We start from the raw sequence: 22,157 nt of genomic DNA, 5'->3' as shown, positions 1-22,157 counted from the left end.
CACACCATGCTCCTGCTGAGGAAGTTGAGTACATCAACAGGAAGTTAAAGGAACTTGGTATGAAAGCTCCGGAACATGGCGGTCATCACTAATCTGTAATAGCTTTGTAGTACAATAAATAGTTATAATCTAAAAAGAAGCTGTGCGACGTTTGCACAGCTTCTTTTTTTTATACAATAAAGTTGAATTTGAAGAATTTTTAAATATACTTAGTTAGCCAAAATTTTGGTCAATATATTTTTATTAATCTTGAGTGGAGATGGTTATGAATTTGTATAAATACACGATTTTTTCAATATTGCTGGCAATTTTTTGTTTACCTCTTGGTTGTGAGAAGGGGAAACGCCATCTTGAACTTGCCAACGGTCTGACGAAAGAGAATAAATTGGATGAGGCGTTGGCCGAATATACAAAAGCTATCGAAGCAAATGTAAATCTTGCTGAGGCATATTATGGCAGGGGAAATGTTTATCTGGAGCAAGAAAAACTGGAAGGTGCGGCTACTGATTTTAGAAAGGCGATTGACATTAATCCCAAATATATTGATGCCCACAAAAAATTAGCAGAAACTTTTGTAAAGATCGGAGCTCCGGATGACGAATTTCAAAAACGATTTAAGGCAATCGAAAATGACCCTGACAATCCTTTAACGTATGTAGAGCTTGGTGTTTTCTATCACAAATTGGAAAAGGATATAGATGCCATTGAGCAATACAAAAAAGCTTTAGAACTTGACCAAAACAACCCCTATATTATGTTCAATTTGGGTGTTGGGTATTTGGATATGGGTTTATACGAAGATGCAGAAAATATTTTTAAAAAGGCCATTGAAATAGATCCAAACTATGATAATGCGTATTATAATCTTGCGGTATCTCTTCATAAACAGGGGAAGGTAGATGAGGCTGTAAAAGAACTAAACAAAACCCTTGAGGTTAACCCCAAGTATTCCAATGCCTATGTAGTTTTTGGTTTGATTAAATTGAAAGAAAAGAAGTTCGAGGAGGCCATCGCCCAGTATAACAAGGCAATGGAAATAGACCCTGACAATCTTGACGCCCGATATCAAAGAGCAATTATCTTCGCATTGCAAAAGAGATATGATGATGCATTAACAGAAAATATGGCAGTACTGGAAAAAAACCCCAAATATGTTAATGCGGCATATAATATTGGCGTAATTTACCACAGGACAGATCGCCTTGACAAGGCCATCGAATGGTATGATAAGGTAACCAAAAAGATCGATCCTCTTTACGAAGATGCTTATTATAACAGGGCTCAAATCTATTCATTGAAGGGGGATCACAGCAGGGCCTATAGTGATTTCATCTCGTATTCATATATTACGAAGTGGAGGACGGGAAAGGACCCTGCCGTAGTTTATAAACAAGACGAGATCAAGGAGATGTTCCTACAATCAGTGCCCGTGTTGAAAGGCCAGGAGAAAGATCGGGAAATGGAATTAAAATCAAATTAACATGTTAAAGCAAATATTAATTGCGGGGATTATTCTTATCGTATTGTTCCATCATTATGGATATGCAAAGGAACCATCGTTGGCTGGTGATAATTGTTTTGACGATGGCCGATGGGGTGACGCTATCTATGAATATAAAAAACTCCTTGAAAAAAATAAGAATCAGCCGGAGATTTTTTTCAAACTGGGAAACGCCTATTACAAAAAAGGAGAGATGGAAAAGGCTATAGAGGCATTTACTACTGCCACTCAACTCAAACCGGATTATTTAGATGCATACCAAAAATTGTCTGAGGTTAGTATGCAGATTGGAGTGCCCGAGAATGAGATAAAAGTTTGTTTGAAAGAAGTGCAAAAAAATCCGAATGACGCCGATGCTCATTTTCGATTGGGAGTATCTTATTACAAATGTAACATCTTTATGGATGCAAAAAGAGAGTATGAGATAGCGGTTGGGCTTGATCCTAAAAAGACGGAGGCATATTTTAATCTGGGAGTCTTGTATCAGGACCTCAACACATACGACAAGGCGGAAGAGATGTACAAAAAGGCAATAGGAATATCACAAAGCTATGATAAAGCGCACTTTAACCTGGGGATTGTTTATTATCAAACGGGGCGTTTGGAAGAATCTGCTTCCGAGTATAAACAAGTTATTAGTATAAACCCAAATTATGCAGACGCATATGTCAATTTGTCGCTTGTTTATTTTATAAAAGGCTTTTATTTTGATGCCATTGAGTCATTGAAAAAAGCATTGCCTCTGGGATCGGCTCCTGAGAAGATTCATTATTTTTGTGGAAATGTTTACAATAAGATGGATAAAAAAAATGATGCAATTGCGGAATACAAGAAGGCAATAAAAATCAATTCTAAAATGATTGCGCCCCACTATAATTTGGGGCTTATTTATTTAGAGAAGAAAATGGTAGATGAGGCCATTGAAGAATTTACCAGGGTGATTGTTCTAGACCACGACTATGCAAATGCCTATTTAAACCGTTGCAAGGCCTACGAATTGAAAGATGACCTGAGTAATGCTCAAAGTGACTATAATTCTTATCAACATGCCAAAGCAGCCTTTGCACGGGTCTATAAAGAAGAGATCAGATCCCCTTTTTATGCAGGGTCAAACTCTGCAGAATAAACGTAAACGGGACACAATGGACAATGGTTATTCACGTGTGCTTTTAGTTACATCTTACGGCTTTCCCGATTCTTTGATAACTTTATTTGTGTCCGGTTTATAATCTTTTGCACATCGGAAGCCGATACTCTTGTTTCTGTCTTCTGGTTTACCGAATATGCGTACAGCGCATCGCATTTTGTAGGCATATGGAGCAAATAATGACCCTCCCTTGATAATTCTCAAGCCCGTGCTTATTTCCGGGCCTTTGGGATTTACGCTTGGGCTGTTATGGTAGTATTCAGGATGATACCAGTCATTACACCATTCCGAAACGCTGCCTATCATATCCAAACACCCATAAATGCTTATGCCGCTTTCGAAACTCCCTATAGATAAAGATGCATCTGTGCCGACATTGCATCTGGTAGTTTCCCATACATTACCCCATGGAAACCTGCGTCCATCAGTTCCTCTGGCGGCTTTTTCCCATTCTGCCTCGGTAGGCAAGCGTTTACCTGCCCATGCTGCATAAGCATAGGCATCATACCAATCTACTCTGGCCACAGGATAGTCAGGATAATCATAATAAGGATAGTCCCATCCTGTATGGGGGGTGCCTGGGGTATGGTCTTTGCCCTTCGGTTCACCAGAATAGCATTTTCCGTGGTCTCCTGTGTTTTTTATATATTGCAAAAATTCCCAATATTGAGCGTTCGTGACCTCATATTTATCAATGTAATATGCATCCAAATACACTTCATGTTGTGGAGTTTCCTCAGGAATAAATTCATCTTCCCCGGTACCCATGATAAATTTTCCTTCGGGAACTAACACCATTTGATTCCATTTATCTCTATTTTCATTCAGAGCCTTTTTCATCTTTTCATCCCGGATTGCTAATGCAGCTTCAACGCGCTGTTTCTTCTCTGAAGGATTCAACCCTTTTTCTAATTTGCTAATGTATAGAGTAACATCCTGCATGGTTTTTTGATAGCTCTCGTCCGATTTTATTTCCGGAGATTGTGCTTCTAGCAATTTTTTGCATTTATCAAGATGTACCAGGGCTTCTTTCTGATTTCCCAGTTTCCAGTAGACTCCTCCCATATGAAACTGGAGTGCCGGAATTTCTGCATTTAACATTTCGGCCTTTTTGTATTCTTCCAATGCCCGCTCAAACTCTTTTCCTTCTTCACGAAGCCTGTTTCCTTCCATAAAATGAGCCATTGCCTCTTTTGCTCGTTCCTCAGGTGTGACGCTGGCGGGACTTCCCGTAGTTGTTTCTCCTGCTGGGGAAGTTATGTGAACGAGAGGTGTTCCGTCTTTTTTGCAGAATTTCTCACCGGGGTTTGCCTTTTCCTTGCAGGTTGGGCATATAAAGTCTTCGCTGGAAAAATCTACGAGTTGTTTGCCGTCAATACTGCAAAAATTTATATCTCCCGGGTATACTCTGTTACATTCCGGGCATAATTTGTTTTTCGTGACATTTCCTTTCGTTTTTGGCAGAGATTCCTTTTGGGATGATGGGCTTTGCGCCTCCTTTTTAACAGCCTGAGCAAGAAGTAAGTTGTAGGGCAGCATAGTAAATATAACAAATGGGATGATCGGATATACAAATTTCACAACAAAGACCTCCTTTTAACTTTCAATAAATATGCGGGATACATAAAAAAAGAGATACGGTAAAGCATCCCTTTTTATGTTGTTCAATGGTAAATGACTTAAAAAATTATGGTTTCTTTTCTGCTGTCTCAATGCCAATCGTCTCTTTTTCAATCTTCCAGTTTGACCAAGACCCCCATTCGACATACTTTTTCCCATCAGACAGCCAATACTGTGTGCCATCTCTCTCCCGCGTGCAGACGAGATTTTCTATTGCTCGGGTCTGTGTCTGTTTTATAATTTTGAAAAAAAGACAATCTACCTGATGAAAATTTATTTCGGAATTGTTCTTTACTTCATTCAGTTCAAGGTCTTCAACGGTCAATTTCTTTTCGTTAAACTTCTTTTCATCCACGGGAATTTCATACGTGATCGTTTCCGTTATTTTGATAGAAACGGGACTCGGTTTCTCATCGATCCATGGTATTTGTACGGTTCCTTCATAGGGTGCAAATGACTGGTGATAACTCTGCAGTTCTTTACCAGGTTGTTTGCTGGTATCTATAATACCACCTCCGGCGTGTTGTGCTTGAACGAGATTTTCCTTCATAAAAAAAGCGCTTAAAAAAATTGGTATAGAGAACATAAGGGAAAAGCATAGCGTTGTGCATTTTTTATGACGGATATTCATTTTAATTCCTTCTTTAAAAATTTGTAGTATTGAAAAGATTCAGGTGAAAAAATTTTACATGAAAAATGTGTGTTTGTCAATCACTATAGAACACTTAGTTCCGGATAAATCCCAGGGATTTTATTTGTGGATTTAAAAGAATGATTACTGGTTATTAAAAAATGACTTGAACAACAACAAGCTTTGTGGTAGAATTCCCGAACTTTTGCATCAAATTTTTTATTACTACTTTATTTGTCATTACAAACACACTTTAAGGTAATTTATCCTTAAACATTTTATTGCAAAAAACAAAGACTCTCTTTTCAAAAGATCGTTAGGAGGAATGTATGGAGCGGTGCAAGCATGTGTTGGAATTTGTCCGGAGAAGAAAAAAACTGATAGGCTTCTTTGCCATAATCGGATTGGTAGTTTTCTTTGTTACGGTGACCAAGGTTTACCACTATTCAGAGAAGAGTGAGTTTTGTGCCAGTTGCCATGAAATGAAAGTTCATTATGATTCATTTAAGGCGTCAAAGCATCACAACGAACATGTCGAAAATTGTCATGCCTGTCATGTGGGACCTGGGCTCAAGGGATATGCCCATGCAAAGCTTAGCGATGGAACGCATGATTCGTTCATGCACTCGTTCCAGGCCTATTCGGACGGTTCTTTTATTGAGATCGCTGAAGACAGTCTTGAAATTCTAAATGGAAACTGCATCCGTTGCCATTCTCAAGGTTTTACAAAGGACAAGTCTCATATTGAGGATGTTTTAAAGGGTAATAAACACTGCGTTAATATTTCTCAGGGTACGTCCTTGGAAAAGCTAGTGTGTACCGATTGCCACCTGGGTGTTGTACATCCGCATATGCCGGGTGATCTGTTCAGGGCCTATGCAGCCAAGAAGATTAAACCGTACGGGACATACGGAGAAACCGATTGTCTGGCATGTCATAAAATGGCTACACCTGACGTTGTAAAGGAATGGACAAAGGGTGTACATGCCATAAAAGGTATAACGTGCATTAATTGCCATGGAAACGATCATCGGGACATTGCAAGGAAACGGGGGTATGTTTCTGCAAGTACCTGCGGAGAATGCCACCAAAATCAGTTTCTCGATTTTCGAGAAAGCAAGCACCTTCAGGGTCATCCTGTGGCAGTTCCCGGTAAATTTGAAGTGATTAGTACGAGATTGTTGGACATCCCGGGTTGTAAAGATTGTCATAAGTTAAGCTTGAGTAATGAGTTTGACAGAATCGGTGGAAGCTGTGATGCCTGTCATTCGAGTCATAAATTCTCCGCTGCAGAAGCAAAGGCATACAATGCCTGCGAAAAGTGCCATATCGGCGGGCCTGAGCACGCACAGCTAAATACCGGGAAGGGTTCGGTATTTGGTAAAGTCCTAGAAATGCGTAATCAGAATTTGATTTCTAAGGATTTAGTGACATGTCAATCATGCCATGGCCCAAATAAATCCCATAATTTTTGTAAAACATTTTTACCAAAAGAAATTGATGTACTGCTTTTCGGAGGGTACGGATATGCGAAGTTAAAGACAGCTCATTAGTAGTGCCAAATGACTTGAAATAACTTTGAGATTGTTTACCATAAATCCCACCGTATAAAAACGGTGGGATTTTTTTATCTGAACCGAATATTTTTCTTTTTCATAACCTGTATATAGAAATTCTCTCTATTTGGTATTTAAGTTATAAATGAAAGGGTGATGATGGGAAAGAATCTAGTACAAAAAATATTAACTTCGCACCTTGTGTCCGGCAAACTACAAAGTGGTGAAGAGATTGCTATTTCAATAGATCAGACTCTCACACAGGATGCCACGGGAACAATGGCGTATCTCCAGTTTGAAGCCATGGGGATACCGAGGGTAAAGACAAAACTGTCGGTAAGCTACGTTGATCATAATATGCTCCAGACAGGGTTTGAAAATTTTGATGATCATCTGTTCCTTCAAAGCGTAGTAGAAAAATATGGCATTTATTTTTCTAAACCCGGAAATGGTATCTGTCATCAGGTGCATCTTGAACGATTTGCCGTACCGGGAGAAACCTTGCTGGGCTCAGACAGTCATACCCCTACATGCGGTGGATTGGGTATGATAGCTATTGGCGCAGGCGGACTCGATGTGGCTATCGCTATGGCCGGTGGACCATTTTATGTTTCCATGCCAAAGATAGTGTTGGTAAAACTGAGCGGAACGTTGCAATCCTGGGTAACTGCAAAGGACGTAATTTTAGAATTATTAAGAAGAGTAACGGTAAAAGGCGGGGTCGGCAAAATATTTGAATACGGAGGGGATGGGGTGAAAACCCTTACCGTGACGGAACGTGCTACGATTACGAATATGGGGGCAGAACTTGGTGCACTTACATCAGTCTTTCCCAGCGATACCCAGACAAAAAAGTATTTGAAAATGCAGGGGAGGGAAAAGGTATGGACGCCTTTAAAGGCTGATGCCAGCGCAAAGTACGATGAGATAATTGAAATAGATCTTTCATCCTTAGAACCAATGATTGCTAAGCCTCACAGTCCTGATAATGTTTGTAAGGTGGGCGAAATTAAAGGGATAAAAGTTCAGCAAGTTTGTATTGGAAGTTGTACGAACTCATCGTATCATGATCTTATGGTAGCTGCGGCGATGTTAAAGGGTCGGAAGGTGCATCAGGATGTGAGTCTTACTATTTCTCCGGGTTCAAGGCAGGTGCTGGAGATGATAGCGAAAAATGGTGCATTAACAGACATGATTGCTGCAGGTGCGCGCCTGATTGAGGTGGCCTGTGGGCCTTGTATCGGGATGGGGCAAGCACCGCCGTCTGGAGGCGTTTCTGTAAGGTCGTTTAACAGAAATTTTGAGGGACGAAGCGGAACGGCTGATGCAGAGGTATACCTCGTTAGCCCTGAAACGGCTATAGCATCGGCAGTCAACGGTGTTATTAGTGATCCAAGGGAATTTGGGGAACCAATTATTATTAAATATCCGAAAAGTTTTGTTATTGATGACCGCATGATTATTCCTCCTTCAGAAAAACCAGAAGAAGTAACAATCATTCGGGGACCAAACGTAAAACCCCTGCCAAAAAAGGAACCCATGCCTGATACCTTGAAGGGAGATGTTCTTTTAAAAGTGGGAGACAATATTACCACAGATCATATCATGCCTGCAGGTGCAAAGGTTTTACCGTTGAGGTCGAATATCCCTGCAATTTCTGAATTCGTATTTGAGAAGGTGGATAAGGAGTTTGTGAGACGTGCAAAGGAAAAGGGCGGAGGTTTCCTGATCGGGGGAGTAAACTATGGGCAAGGTTCAAGCAGGGAGCATGCTGCCCTTGCGCCTATGTATTTAGGGGTAAAAGCAGTCATTGTCAAGTCGTTTGCCAGAATTCATCGGGCAAATCTGATAAATTTTGGTATACTGCCGCTAACCTTTGAGATTGAAAATGACTATAATTTCATTGATCAGGGGGATAACATTGAACTGCCAGATGTAAAAAACAAGTTAAAATCAGGGGTGTCTCTGGTTATAAGTAATCTAACAAAAAATAAAAAAATTGGGGTAAACCATGCTTTGACCGCACGTGAGATTGATATTCTTTGCGCTGGCGGCTTGTTAAATTTTCAAGCACGGAATACGAACTCATGATGCAAAAATTTTACATGCCGGATGTGGATTAAAGGTTAACCTTCAATCCGTTCCTTTTATTTATCGGTTTTATTATCTGATTTTCAAAAAGACGAGGGTAGGTTTATGAAGAAATTTTTTGTTGTCGCAGTAATTTGTTGTATGGGTTCACTTATTTCAAACTATACCTATGCACAGCAGGGTCAAAAGATTATCGGTTCTGAAATCCTGGGAGAAAGGAAGGAATACTATTTCGATGACGATAAAGACGGCGAATTCCCCCAGGGTTTTCAAAGTGCCTTAACGGGAAAGGGAGAGCCGGGGCGCTGGGTAGTTAAAAAGATCGAACATGCCCCTACTGCCGATAATGTAGTCGTACAAACCAAACTGGATGATACCGATTACCGGTTTCCATTGTTAGTGTTGGATGGGTCATCTTATAAGGACGCCATGGTATTCGTTAGGTTCAGGGCTATCAGCGGGAAAACAGGCCAGGCCGGCGGATTAGTCTTTAGATATAAAGACAGCAAGAACTATTATGTGCTCAGAGCGGATGCTAAGGAAAATAATGTCAGATTATATAAAATGGTTGACGGAAACCGCAGGCAGATTGGCGGTAAAGACCTGAAGGTTAAATCGAATGAGTGGCATCTTTTAAAAGTAGTTTATAAGGGGGACAAGATGCAGTGTTTCTTCGATAATGCAAAAGTGATAGAGGCGGCAGATAATACCTTTGATTGCGGAAGTGTTGGGCTTTGGACAAAGTCCGACTCATATACATTTTTTGATGATTTCGTGGTTCAGGAATCAAGGTAAAGCGGGTTACGTGCAGGACAATAAATACTATTGAAGACACCCGCATTTATGACGGTAAGCATAACGTTATGTTTCTAAATACTTGCCAATTTTTCTGTATCTCGCATACCGATTTGCCAGGAGATCATCAATGGAAATATTCTTAAATTCCGCCAGATATTTACTTATTTGTGCTTTAAGAATGTCTGCCATAGTTTTGGGGTTCTTGTGTGCTGCGCCCAGCGGTTCTGAAATAATTTCGTCAACCACACCAAAGTTTAAAAGATCTTTTGCCGTGAGTTTTAATGATTTTGCTGATATTGGTGCATTTTCAGCATTTTTCCATAATATCGCAGCACAGCCTTCAGGTGAGATGACAGAATAATAGGCATATTCCAAAATTGCAAATTTGTCACCGATTCCTATTCCTAGCGCACCACCACTGCCGCCTTCTCCGATAACAATGTTGATAATCGGGGTCTTCAACCGGCACATCTCATAAATATTCTCTGCAATTGCCTGGGCTTGTCCCCGTTCTTCAGCTCCAATATCAGGATTCGCTCCCGGTGTGTCTATAAGGGTGACAATAGGTAAGTGGAACTTCTCTGCAAGTTTCATTTTTTGTAATGCTTTTCTGTAACCTTCCGGATTCGGCATCCCAAAATTACAGGCAATCCGCTCCTTGGTGCTCTTGCCTTTCTGCTGTCCAATAAACAAGACCCTTTCCTTCCCGATTCTTCCTAACCCGCAGATCATCGCCTTATCGTCTCCAAAACGTTTATCGCCGTGCAGTTCAATAAAATCAGTAAGCATCATATTTACATAATCTGCCGAGAGAGGGCGCAAGGGGTGTCGGGCGATTTTAACAATGTCGTAGGGAGTTAATTTTGAGCAGAGTTTCATCTGAAGGCTATCCCGTCTTTCCTTCAAATGCTGTATCTCTGTGCTCTTGTCAAGACGGCCATTTGTGGGAGCGCTTTGTAAATCTTCAATTTGATGTTCAATTTCCAGGATTAAATTTTCAAGTTCTGCCACGGTTTTTTCAGACAAACAAAATCTCCTTATCGTGAATTTAGATATATTCTCATGAGATTTCCTGTAACAATGTAGTTTTTTGAAAAATCCCAATAATCACTATAGTAAACGCAATAAATAAGCATACAGACAAATAATAGCGAAAGGTGGTGGCAAGAAGCGATCTCCTGTGCCTGAACTGCCTCACGGAGCTTGCACGGGGCAATGCGAATGTGTTTGCAAGGACAACCTCTTTTGCGCTTATTATATGTCTGCCACACTGTGCAGGGGGGAGTGCGTAATTGGAGTAAACACGTTCTGCACAAACGGATAAATGCTTCGCCCCCTGCTTTTTCTGCTCTAAATTTACAGAATAGATAAATTTTAATTATTTTTCAAGGTATTGCAAGAAAATTATAGGCTGCTTACCAGCCGTTTCCCGTGCCTTTGTGACTTTATGGCTATATGAATTTGTATTGATTTGCGCCTGTAAAGTGCTATGATAATTGACCAGTCGCTATGGAAATGAAAGTTCATGTCTATATTACAAACCTGTTGAATCGCATATTTTGTCGTTATCATGGTACCCTGATAATTGGTTATATTACAATACTTCAGCCAGCCTTAGTGTGTTTCTCAAAGTATCCATGTTATTTTTTCTGAAGGGTTAATTTTTTCCTAATGTGTTTCTTATGATATGAGCGTGGAAAAATAATGGCTATCAAAAAATCTGAACTCTACAGCTCCATCTGGGCAAGTTGCGATGAACTGCGCGGCGGGATGGATGCCTCCCAGTACAAAGATTATGTGCTGGTACTGCTGTTCATCAAATACATCTCCGACAAATATGCCGAAGTTCCCTACGCATCCATTACGGTACCCAAAGGCGCCAGCTTTAAGGACATGGTTGCCCTTAAAGGCAAACCCACCATTGGCGATGATATTAACAAGAAGATCATCGGAAAAATTGCCGAAGCCAACAAACTTACCGGCACCATCGATGTTGCCGACTTCAACAGCGCCGATAAACTGGGCAGCGGCAAAGAGATGGTTGACCGTCTCACCAACCTCATCGCCATTTTTGAAAACCCGGCGCTCGATTTCAGTAAAAACAGGGCGGAGGGTGATGATATCCTTGGCGATGCTTATGAATACCTGATGCGGCATTTTGCCACCGAGAGCGGGAAGAGCAAAGGACAATTCTATACCCCTGCCGAGGTGAGCCGCGTAATGGCAAAGATTATTACTTTCAATTCAAAGATTACGAGCCAATCAACAGGGTACGATCCAACATGCGGCTCCGCATCGCTGCTACTCAAGGTGGCTGATGAATCAGAATCGGGTATGACGATTTACGGGCAGGAGATGGACGTGGCCACCGCCGCCCTTGCCCGCATGAATATGATTCTGCACAACAACCCGACCGCAGAAATCAAACAAGGGAACACCCTTTCCAGCCCTTTGTTTCTGGACGAAAGAGGCAGGCTCAAGACCTTTGACTTTGTGGTGGCCAATCCTCCTTTCTCATACAAGGCATGGAGTAGTGGGTTTGCCGTTCATGATGGAACCATATCAGATGTCCATAATCGTTTTAAAGATTATGGAATACCCCCGAAGAAAAATGGAGATTATGCATTTCTTTTGCACATCATCCATTCCTTAAAAAGCAAAGGCAAGGGCGCTGTGATCCTTCCGCATGGGGTGCTATTTCGGGGAAATGTAGAAGGAGAAATACGGAAAAATATCATTCGCAGGGGATACATCAAAGGCATTATTGGCCTGCCTCCTAATCTGTTTTACGGCACCGGTATTCCTGCCTGCATTATTGTGCTGGATAAGGATGGCGCTGAACACCGCAAAGGTATTTTTATGATTGATGCCAGCAAGGGTTTTGAGAAAGATGGCAACAAAAACCGCCTGCGGGAACAGGATATCCATAAGATTGTGGATGTATTTAACAAACATCTGGAAATGGAAAAATACAGCCGCATGGTACCGGTAACAGAGATTGTGTCCAACGAGTATAATCTCAATATCCCTCGTTATATTGATAGCCAGGAAGAAGAGGACATTCAGGATATCGAAGCGCATTTGCTGGGTGATATACCCAATACCGATATTGACGCCTTGCACCCGTATTGGGAAGTTTATCCGAATATGAGGAAAACTCTATTCACAGCGGGCAAGAGGTCTAATTACAGCAAACTGCTTATTGCCCATGATACTATAAAGTCCACCATTTTTTCTCACCAGGAGTTTACTGCTTATAGCAAAAAAGTAGACACCGTATTTAGCCGATGGAAAGCCAGGAACATGCCAAAACTGAAAGGTATTGCCGTTGACGATAAACCCAAAAAACTGATACACGAAATATCAGAGGATTTATTGCAAGCCTTTTCCAGCTTAAAGCTGATCGACAAATATGATGTTTACCAGCATCTCATGGTTTATTGGTCTGAGACTATGCAGGACGACGTGTATGCTTTGGTAAGCGATGGTTGGGAAGCGGGGAAGGAAACAGAAAGAGATAAAAAACAATGGGAAGGCCGCCTCATACCCAAAGGGCTTATCATTGCCCGCTATTTTGCGGCAGAGCAAAAGGCCATGGAAGAATTAGAATCTGGCCGTGATGCAATTGTCCGGCAAATGGAAGAGATGGAAGAAGAGCATGGCGGTGAAGAAGGGCTAATGGCGGATGCAAAAAATGATAAGGACAAGATTACCAGGGCCAGCGTACAGAAACGCGTGAAAGAATTGACAATGGATAATGGACAATTGATAACGGAGGATGAGGAGGAATTAAAGATATTAAAGCTATATTTAAAGCTGGCAGAGCAGGAGGCCGAAGCCGGCAAGAAGATTAGAGATGCGCAGGGTGCCCTGGAGAAAAAGATCTTGGAAAAATACAAAACCCTTACCGAAGCTGAAATAAAAACCCTGATAGTGGACGATAAATGGATATCAACGCTTGAACGGGATGTAAAGACGGAGATGGAGCGGATCAGCCAGCGGCTTACGGGACGTATTAAAGAATTGGCAGAGCGATATGAAACTCCATTGCCGGCTATTACTGCCGAAGTAGATGCATTAGAGAAAAAGGTGCACGGGCACCTGAAGAAGATGGGGTATGTATGGGAGTAAAAAACAACAAAACCAGCCTTGCGCTTTACGGCAATTTATTAAGCGATATTAAAACCCGCATTCGTCAGGCGCAGGTTAAAGCAACTCTTTCCGCAAACTCGGAGATGATTTTGATGTACTGGGACATCGGGCGAATGATCCAGGAGCGGCAAGACCGTGAAGGGTGGGGAACCGCGGTTATTCCGCGTCTTGCCAGAGATATACGAAATGAGTTGCCGGAAGAGAAAGGATTCTCCGAACGGAACATCAAGCGAATGCTTCGTTTTTATCGTGAATATCCAAACATATTGCCAAAAATGCCACAGGCTGTGGCACAATTACAGCAGTCTAAAAATAAAGACGCATTAAAAGTGCCACAAGCTGTGGGTCAATTACCCGAAAATGAACATTCGGTAACGGTGCAGCGGCTTGTTACACAAATCCCCTGGGGTCACAATATCCTGCTCATGGAAAGGGTCAAAGACCTACCCTGCCGTTTCTGGTATGTAAAGCAAATTATTCAAAACGGATGGAGCAGGGATACCCTGGGGCTGATGATTAAAAGCGGCGCACACCTGCGGCAAGGAAAAGCAGTATCGAATTTCAGCCTTACGTTGCCTGACCCGCAGTCCGATCTCGCACGGCAGTCTTTAAAAGATCCCTATATTTTTGACTTCCTGACACTAACCGAACCTTTTAATGAAAGCGAGATAGAAACAGAACTGATAAAACATCTTGAAAAATTCCTGCTCGAACTGGGCGCAGGATTCTCTTTTGTCGGGAGACAATATCATCTGACCATCAGCGATAAGGATTTTTATATTGACCTTTTGTTTTACCATCTTAAACTGCGCTGTTTTATCGTGATTGAGCTGAAAAAAGGTGATTTTAAGCCGGAATATGCGGGAAAGATGAACTTTTACTGCTCCGCAGTTGATGACATGCTCAAACACCCGGCCGACCAGCCTACCATCGGTCTTATTTTGTGTCAAACGAAAGACAGGGTTCTTGCCGAGTATGCATTGCGGGACATGCATAAACCTATTGGCGTATCCGAATATGAACTAACCCGATCATTGCCGGAAAATCTGAAATCCAGCCTGCCGAGCATCGAGGAGATTGAAGCCGAGCTTGAAAGAACAGCGGGAGGCGGTAATGAGTAATGGAAGATTGAAAAGGGATAATTGCCAACTGCCAACGGTCAATACTCAATTGAAAAAAGGTTATAAACAGTCTGAGGTGGGGGTTATTCCGAGTGATTGGGAAGTTAAAAGGCTCGGGGATGCAGCGGAAGTAGTAATGGGGCAGTCACCAATTGGCGCCTCTTATAACCGTTGTTGTATTGGTGCACCTCTGATCAACGGACCAACGGAATTCACTGCAAAGCATCCAATTAAGATTCAATGGACTTCACAGCCGACTAAGTTCTGCAAGAAAGGTGATGTGCTATTGTGCGTTAGAGGAAGCTCTACAGGCAGGATAAATATCTCTGACGATGAATACTGCATTGGGCGAGGGATCGCTTCTATACGAGCAAAATCTGGGGTAGACACGTCGTTCATTACTTTCCAAGTAGAATCGGCTGTCAAGAATATTTTGGTATTAACAACTGGCTCAACATTTCCAAATATTGATGGAAAATCAATCAAAGCTATTAATGTTCTTATTCCTCCCACCAAAGCCGAACAAAACGCCATTGCCACTGTATTAAGCGATGCTGATGCGCTCATCAGCAGTCTGGAAAAACTCATTGCCAAAAAACGGAATATCAAACAAGGGGCTATGCAACAACTCCTCACCGGCAAAAAACGCCTGCCAGGGTTTAGCGGGAAGTGGGAAGTGAAGAAATTGGGGAACTTAGGAAAATTTCGAGGTGGTAGTGGATTTCCTATAAAGCATCAAGGGAAAGTGGAAGGAGATTATCCATTTTTCAAGGTCTCAGATATGAACAATGAAGGTAATACAACATTTATGGCTAATTCAAATAATTGGATTTCTGAGTTCGTTAGAAAAGAAGCTAGCGTGAACGTTTTTCCAAGACACAGCATAATCTTTGCGAAGATTGGTGCAGCAATTTTTCTTGAAAGAAAGAAGATTCTATTGCAAGAAAGCTGTATTGATAACAACATGATGGGGTTTGTCTTGGATGAGGATTGCACAGATTTCAAGTTTATTTACTATCTTTTCCTGAATATTCAACTTGGGAAGTTGGTGAGCACAACAGCACTTCCATCACTCAGTGGTAGAGAAATTGCCACGCTTGAATTTGGCATTCCGGAATTTAAAGAACAAACCGCCATTGCCCAAGTCCTCAGCGACATGGATGCCGAAATAGAAGCCCTGGAAAAGAAATTGGATAAGTTCAGAATGATAAAGCAGGGCATGATGCAGGAACTGCTCAGCGGGAGGACGAGACTGATTTAGGTTGAAACTGCAAAAAAGAAATGTTATATTTGCACAAAACCAACGAAGTGCAAACAAGGCTGAAGTATACTTGCAGAAAATGGGTACGCCGGGATGGATATAAAAAATTTTAAAGCGGGCAGCTATAAGCAACAGTACCGGTATAAGAGCTTTCTGCCAACCCGCATCAATATCGGCTGGCAGATAAGTGATATCAGTCTGATCAATCTCTTAAGTGAAGCAGATATCAAACTTGGAGAATTGAATGCATTTTCTCAACTGGTTCCGGATATTGATTTTTTTATTCTCATGCATGTCAGCAAAGAGGCTACGACATCCAGCCGCATAGAAGGCACCCAGACAAACATCGCTGAGGTATTGCAGAAGGCCGAAAATATCGATCCTGAAAAAAGGGACGACTGGGAAGAGGTACAGAACTACATCAGGGCAATGAACGAGGCGATAGATGCCCTCAGCAGCTTGACGCTTTCAAGCCGCCTCTTGAAAAATACGCACGCAACCCTGCTTCATGGGGTACGGGGAAGGCATAAACTGCCGGGTGAATTCCGCGCCAGCCAGAACTGGATTGGAGGCGCTTCCCTGAAAGATGCAGTTTTTATTCCGCCGCATTACAATGACTTGCCCGATCTTATAACTGATTTTGATACTTTTCTCAATGACGAGACCCATCTGATTCCCCATTTAATCAGAATCGGCATTGCCCATTATCAGTTTGAAACCATACATCCTTTTTTAGATGGCAACGGCAGGATCGGACGCCTGCTTATAACCCTTTATCTTGTTGGTAGGGGGCTTTTGACAAAACCGACGTTGTATCTGTCCGCATTTTTCGAAAAGAACAAGGGGCTTTATTACGATAACCTGACCAGGGTGCGGACGCATAACGATCTTACACAATGGCTTAAATTTTTCATGGAAGGAGTCAGGCAAACCGCCCAAAACTCAATAGAGACATTCAAGGCAATTATTGCGTTGCGGCAGGAAATTGAGCATCGGGATATTCTGACATTAGGGAAAAAAACGAAATTAGCCCAGCGATTGCTGCATTATTTGTATAGCAGGCCAACAACCGATAGTCAGGATGTTGCTAAACAATTGACAATAAATGCCTCTACTGCTCTGCGCCTGATAGAGGACTTTATCAGGCTCGGTATCCTGAAAGAGATTACCGGATACAGACGAAACAGGATATTTGTCTTTGAAAAGTATTTACAGCTTTTTGAATAGACGGAATTTCGTATGAACAACGTCGGCCAAAGGGAAAGAGACACCCAGAACCGTGTCGTGCAGTTATTTCAGAACCAACTGGACTATACCTATCTTGGCAATTGGGAAGATCGTCCTCACAACAGCAATATTGAAGAATCCATCCTTCGCAAATATTTACACGAAAGAAAACGCTATAATAATACCCTTATCAGCAAGGCCTTATATGAACTCGGCAAGGCGGCTAATAACCTGAACGATGGTTTATACAGCGCCAATAAAAAGGTATACCAACTGCTCCGTTACGGCGTAAAGGTCAAGGCAGAAGCCGGAGAAAACTATGAGACCGTAGAACTTATTGACTGGAAGCATCCGCTTGAAAACGAATTTGCCATTGCCGAAGAGGTCACTATTCAGGGTAATCACGAGAAACGCCCCGATCTTGTGCTCTATGTAAACGGCATAGCGCTTGGTGTGCTGGAACTGAAACGAAGCACGATTTCCCTGGGCGACGGTATCCGGCAGAATATCGTCAACCAGCAGAAAGAATTCATCCATTCCTTCTTTACCACCATCCAATGGGTATTTGCCGGAAATGATACTCAGGGACTCCGTTACGGAACTATAGGCACACCTGAAAAATATTTTCTGAAGTGGAAGGAAGAAGGCAATGGAGAAAATCTCCTTGATAAATACTTGCTTAAACTTTGCGATAAGAAGCGATTTCTCGAAATCATCTACGACTTTACCCTCTTTGACGGCGGCATGAAAAAATTGTGCCGTCCGCATCAATACTTTGGCGTCAAGGCCGCACAGGAACATATGAAAAGACGAGAGGGTGGAATCATCTGGCATACGCAGGGCAGCGGCAAAAGTCTGGTAATGGTGTGGCTTGCCAAATGGATTCTTGAAAATAATCCCCATGCACGTGTAGTGGTTATTACTGACCGTGATGAATTGGATAAACAGATAAAACGGATATTTACCGACGCTGGCGAGAGCATGGTGCGGACAGCAAGCGGTAAGCATTTAATGAGTCAGTTAGGACATGCCAGGCCCCGTTTGCTGTGTTCGCTGGTGCATAAATTTGGCAGGAGGGGTGGTGATAATTTTGATGCATTCATTGAAGAATTAAAAAGGAGTCCAACCCATACCGTTGGTGAATTATTTATCTTTGTGGATGAGTGCCACCGTACCCAATCGGGCAAGCTGCACAAAGCAATGAAGGCAATTTTAAAGAATGCCGTTTTTATTGGCTTTACCGGAACACCTCTCTTAAAACAGGATAAGCAAACCAGCCTTGAGGTATTTGGCAAATATATTCATACCTATAAATTTAATGAGGCAGTAGAAGATGAAGTGGTGCTGGATTTGGTGTATGAAGCCCGTGATATTGACCAGAAAATATCATCACCTCAAAAGATAGATGAATGGTTTGAAGTCAAGACCCGTGGGTTGAACGACTTTCAAAAATCTGAACTCAAGAAGAAATGGGGCACGATGCAGAAGGTGCTGAGTTCCCGTTCCAGGCTGGAAAAGATTGTAAGTGATATCGTTTTTGATTTCAATGTAAAGCCGCGTTTGAACTCGGATATGGGAAATGCCATTCTGGTGGCGTCAAGTATTTATGAAGCATGCCGGTACTTCGAACTGTTTCAAACTACCGAGTTAAAAGGCAAAAGCGCCATTGTTACCTCCTGCAATCCATCAACAAGGGATATAACGGCGGAAGATACCGGTGCAAATACGGAGACGGAAAAGGAATATATCTATAAGATCTATACATCGTTGCTGGGAAACAAGCCGACCGAGAAATACGAAGACGAGGCGAAGGAAAAGTTTATAAAAGAGCCGTCGAATATGAAACTGCTTATCGTGGTAGATAAACTCCTTACCGGTTTTGACGCACCCCCCTGCACCTATCTCTACATCGACAAAAGCATGCAGGATCATGGTTTGTTCCAGGCTATTTGCAGGGTCAACCGGCTGGACAGCGATGACAAGGAGTTTGGTTACATCGTAGATTACAAAGACCTGTTCAGGAAGGTTGAAAATGCCGTTGCTGTGTACACATCGGAACTGGATTATGATACGTTTGAGAAAGGGGACGTGGATGTGCTATTAAAAGACCGCCTGGAAAAAGGCAAAGAACGGCTGGATAATGCCCTGGAAGAAATGGCCTTATTATGCGAACCGGTAGCGCCGCCAAAAGACTCACTGGCTTATATCCGCTACTTCTGTGGTGACCCGGAAAACGAAGAAGACCTGAAAGCTCGTGAAGTAAAGAGAACGTCTCTTTATAAACAAACGGTGGCTTTGATAAGGGCTTATGCAAATATTGCGGCAGAGATGGAAGAAGCGGGTTATACCCAGGCAGAGATTGCAGATATTCAAAAGAAGGTAGATTACTACCTGAAACTTCGCGAGGAAATCAGGAATGCCAGCGGCGAAACACTCGATATGAAGACCTACGAAGCGGATATGCGGCATTTAATCGACACTTACCTACAGGCGGAAGAGCCCAGGACAATTTCACCTTTTGCGGATATGTCGTTGCTGGATTTGCTGGTTAATTCCGGCATTGCCTATGCCATCAATAGTTTGCCCGAGGGAATTAAGCGCAATAAAGAAGCAGTGGCGGAAACTATTGAAAACAACGTGCGGAAGAAAATCATACAGGAGCACTTGACAGACCCTGCTTACTTTGAAGATATGTCAAAGCTTTTACATGAGATTGTTAAAGAGAGAAGGACAAACGCCATCAATTATGAAGCATATTTAAAGAAGATCGCTGCATTGGCAAAGAAGGTAAATAATCCCGCAAGAGATAATTTGCCGGATAGCATAAAAAAAAGTGATGCCAGGCGGGCATTATACAACAATCTCAATCACGATGAGGAATTAGCCGTTGTCATGGACGAAGCCGTCAGATATGTAAAGAAGGCGGACTGGCGCGGAAATGATGCGAAGGAGAAAGAGATTAAAAAGACGCTGTATGATATTCTGAAAGATGTCAATGAAGTAGAACGTATTTTCCTGATCATAAAAGAGCAGCATGAGTATTGATATGCAGCAAATCAAATTAAGCAACATGCGCATTGATGTAATTCAAAAGGACATCAAAAATATTCATCTGAGTGTTTATCCGCCAGCAGGCAGGGTAAGAATCTCCGCTCCCTTACGCATGGACCTGGACACTATCAGGGTATTTGCCATATCAAAATTGAATTGGATAAAAAAACAGCAGCAAAAGTTGCTCCGTCAGGAGCGGGAAGCGCCAAGGGAATGTTTAACACGGGAAAGCCATTATTATATGGGTAAACGATGTCTGATGAAAGTTATTGAGCATAACGCTGCTCCAAGAGTTATTTTAAAGCACAGCGCTGTTGAATTGTATGTAAGGCCTCACACAAGTATAGAAAAAAAGCGGATTGTTTTGGAAGAATGGTATCGCCGGAAACTGAAGGAGATAGCTTCGGGATACGTTGAATATTGGATGAAAAAAATGAGGGTGGAAGACGTTGAATACGCCATAAAAAAGATGAAAACGAAGTGGGGCTCCTGTAGCAGAGAGGCAAAAAGGATCTGGTTAAATCTTGAACTGGCGAAAAAACCAAAAGAATGTATTGAATATATAATCGTGCATGAAATGGTGCATCTGTTAGAACGTCATCATAATGAAAGATTTATTGCCTACATGGACAACTATTTACCAAAATGGAGATTTTACAAAGAGGAGTTGAACAGAAGTCCATTACGGCATGAAAATTGGGATTATTAATAGTAATGGAAATCTGTCGTTGCTCGCTCTCGGCAGTGCAGCGCACTGCCGTGGAAAGAAGGAAAGGGTTTTAAGTTTAGCCTATGCCTCATTTCGTTAAAACGTGAAAAAGCGTGTGACTATTGGCTTTAAACAGGGAGGAAAAAATGAAGCAAGAAAAGAGAGGGAAGATGTCTGAAATGGTATCACATTTTGTGCGGGAATTTCCTAATCTGTACGAAGATATTAAGCATAACCAGCAACTGCCCAACAGATCTGTCTCTGCATGAAGTATAGTATATTTAACCGAACAGAATCGGAAAAAGGCGACAAATCAGATCTCGCCTTTTCCGTCCGAAGAAGCACAATTTATCCTGCTGATATAAAAAAATGCAGAGCGGAATTCGAGTGACTTTATTAGCTGCTCAGGCATATTATGTGGTAGAGTATTCTTTTTTCAGATGCCTGCTTTTTACAACTCCATACATAGCACAGATTATTAAATAACAACTGAGTACCGTTGATAGTGTTAACACAGGGGTAAGCACAAAGAACAAGATGGCCGCAGAAAATTCCAGCATCATAAGCCAAACTCCTTGCTTAAGGCCGATTTTGCCGGTAATGTTGAAAAACGGAACTTTGCTTACCATAAATAGCCCAAGCGTAAAGGTAACAAACGGTAAAAGTGTGGCGACGACGTCAATACCAAATTTTACTTGAATGAAGTGATCCAGAATGACCAGTTGCGCAATGGTTCCCCCGGAAAGTGTAGTGGGTAATCCTGTGTAAAAATGGCTTGACATAGTTGTGTTATCATTTTTTTGAATGTTAAATCTTGCCAGACGAAAGGCCGCGCATATCATGAAAAATGAACCAACTCCCCACAAAAAGACGCTGGAAAAATCTGTGCATGCCTTAATCAGGAGCATGGCAGGGGCAATACCAAACGTTACCAAATCCGCCATGGAGTCTAGTTGGGCGCCTATCTCACTTGTGCACTTCATCATGCGGGCCAGTCTTCCATCAAAGGCATCCAATACCATAGCGACAACAATCAACCATGCAGCAATTTCAAACTGATAGTTAGAAGCGCACAAAATTGAAAAAAAACCGCAGGTAATGTTTCCCATAGTAACTGCCGAGGGTAACGTGTTTCTTATTTTCAATATAGACCTCCATTAAAATTGTGCATAGGGTAAAAACCACTTTTATTGTATTCAATCGTTAATCGAAAATATTCGTAACTATTCAGCGTACATTCGCTCACAAACCCTATGAGTGAACAAAATATTGATTCTGTAATCCCGAAGGGA

16 protein-coding genes are annotated in these 22,157 nt (G+C 42.0%); 12 read left to right on the top strand and 4 right to left on the bottom strand.

The annotated features are described in order from the left end of the window. The first annotated feature begins 265 nt into the window (after positions 1-265). Together BIY37_RS07815 and BIY37_RS07810 are read left to right on the top strand one after the other, a co-directional pair. Entirely contained in the window at positions 266-1,480 is a 1,215-nt protein-coding gene (locus BIY37_RS07815; RefSeq protein ID WP_070067276.1) for a tetratricopeptide repeat protein, read from the top strand. A 1-nt stretch (position 1,481) separates the two neighbouring features. After that, a complete protein-coding gene (locus BIY37_RS07810) occupies positions 1,482-2,627 on the top strand; it encodes a tetratricopeptide repeat protein (protein WP_070067275.1) in 1,146 nt (381 codons plus the stop codon). Positions 2,628-2,681: 54 nt separating this feature from the next. Here BIY37_RS07810 and BIY37_RS07805 read toward each other — a convergent pair whose 3' ends face one another. Both BIY37_RS07805 and BIY37_RS07800 read right to left on the bottom strand, forming a co-directional pair. Next, positions 2,682-4,229: an SUMF1/EgtB/PvdO family nonheme iron enzyme gene (locus tag BIY37_RS07805; RefSeq protein ID WP_070067274.1), complete on the bottom strand. Its 1,548-nt coding sequence runs from the start codon at positions 4,227-4,229 to the stop codon at positions 2,682-2,684. A gap of 106 nt (positions 4,230-4,335) precedes the next feature. Then, complete coding sequence (locus tag BIY37_RS07800) at positions 4,336-4,818, bottom strand: hypothetical protein (protein WP_143299215.1); 483 nt, start codon at positions 4,816-4,818, stop codon at positions 4,336-4,338. Positions 4,819-5,228: 410 nt separating this feature from the next. Here BIY37_RS07800 and BIY37_RS07795 point away from each other — a divergent pair, with 410 nt between their 5' ends. The 3 genes from BIY37_RS07795 to BIY37_RS07785 all read left to right on the top strand — a co-directional run bounded on the left by BIY37_RS07795 (position 5,229) and on the right by BIY37_RS07785 (position 9,341). Next, on the top strand, positions 5,229-6,452 hold the full coding sequence (locus BIY37_RS07795) for a multiheme c-type cytochrome (RefSeq protein WP_070067272.1): 1,224 nt from the start codon (positions 5,229-5,231) through the stop codon (positions 6,450-6,452). A 162-nt stretch (positions 6,453-6,614) separates the two neighbouring features. Beyond that, complete coding sequence (locus tag BIY37_RS07790) at positions 6,615-8,546, top strand: aconitate hydratase (protein WP_070067271.1); 1,932 nt, start codon at positions 6,615-6,617, stop codon at positions 8,544-8,546. Positions 8,547-8,651: 105 nt separating this feature from the next. Beyond that, positions 8,652-9,341: a hypothetical protein gene (locus tag BIY37_RS07785; protein WP_080324941.1), complete on the top strand. Its 690-nt coding sequence runs from the start codon at positions 8,652-8,654 to the stop codon at positions 9,339-9,341. A gap of 66 nt (positions 9,342-9,407) precedes the next feature. On the opposite strand, the gene BIY37_RS07780 is transcribed toward BIY37_RS07785, so the two are convergent. Beyond that, positions 9,408-10,370, bottom strand: a complete 963-nt coding sequence (locus BIY37_RS07780) for an acetyl-CoA carboxylase carboxyltransferase subunit alpha (RefSeq protein WP_070067270.1) — start codon at positions 10,368-10,370, stop codon at positions 9,408-9,410. A 678-nt stretch (positions 10,371-11,048) separates the two neighbouring features. Between BIY37_RS07780 and BIY37_RS07775 the strand changes: the two genes are divergently transcribed. The 7 genes from BIY37_RS07775 to BIY37_RS14055 all read left to right on the top strand — a co-directional run bounded on the left by BIY37_RS07775 (position 11,049) and on the right by BIY37_RS14055 (position 21,134). Then, on the top strand, positions 11,049-13,475 hold the full coding sequence (locus BIY37_RS07775; protein ID WP_070067269.1) for a type I restriction-modification system subunit M: 2,427 nt from the start codon (positions 11,049-11,051) through the stop codon (positions 13,473-13,475). Continuing rightward, positions 13,466-14,617 (top strand): PDDEXK nuclease domain-containing protein, encoded by a 1,152-nt coding sequence (locus BIY37_RS07770; protein WP_070067268.1) that lies wholly within the window; start codon positions 13,466-13,468, stop codon positions 14,615-14,617. The genes BIY37_RS07775 and BIY37_RS07770 overlap by 10 nt, the downstream gene beginning before the upstream one ends. Further along, positions 14,586-15,878, top strand: coding sequence for a restriction endonuclease subunit S (locus tag BIY37_RS07765; RefSeq protein WP_143299214.1), 1,293 nt, complete (start codon positions 14,586-14,588; stop codon positions 15,876-15,878). Before BIY37_RS07770 ends, BIY37_RS07765 begins: the two co-directional genes overlap by 32 nt. 93 nt (positions 15,879-15,971) lie before the next feature. Next, on the top strand, positions 15,972-17,105 hold the full coding sequence (locus tag BIY37_RS07760; protein ID WP_070067267.1) for a Fic family protein: 1,134 nt from the start codon (positions 15,972-15,974) through the stop codon (positions 17,103-17,105). A gap of 12 nt (positions 17,106-17,117) precedes the next feature. After that, a complete protein-coding gene (locus BIY37_RS07755; RefSeq protein ID WP_070067266.1) occupies positions 17,118-20,150 on the top strand; it encodes a type I restriction endonuclease subunit R in 3,033 nt (1,010 codons plus the stop codon). Position 20,151: 1 nt separating this feature from the next. Continuing rightward, positions 20,152-20,865 (top strand): M48 family metallopeptidase, encoded by a 714-nt coding sequence (locus tag BIY37_RS07750; RefSeq protein WP_070067277.1) that lies wholly within the window; start codon positions 20,152-20,154, stop codon positions 20,863-20,865. Positions 20,866-21,011: 146 nt separating this feature from the next. Beyond that, positions 21,012-21,134, top strand: a complete 123-nt coding sequence (locus BIY37_RS14055) for a hypothetical protein (protein ID WP_261340841.1) — start codon at positions 21,012-21,014, stop codon at positions 21,132-21,134. A gap of 144 nt (positions 21,135-21,278) precedes the next feature. Here BIY37_RS14055 and pssA read toward each other — a convergent pair whose 3' ends face one another. Then, positions 21,279-22,010, bottom strand: a complete 732-nt coding sequence (gene pssA / locus BIY37_RS07745) for a CDP-diacylglycerol--serine O-phosphatidyltransferase (protein WP_179129336.1) — start codon at positions 22,008-22,010, stop codon at positions 21,279-21,281. Positions 22,011-22,157: the final 147 nt, after the last annotated feature.

It is taken from the genome of Candidatus Brocadia sapporoensis (assembly GCF_001753675.2).
GTDB classification, from domain to species: domain Bacteria; phylum Planctomycetota; class Brocadiia; order Brocadiales; family Brocadiaceae; genus Brocadia; species Brocadia sapporoensis.
The sequence above is the reverse complement of the archived record's forward strand: the minus strand, read 5'-3'. Positions and strand labels throughout refer to the sequence as shown.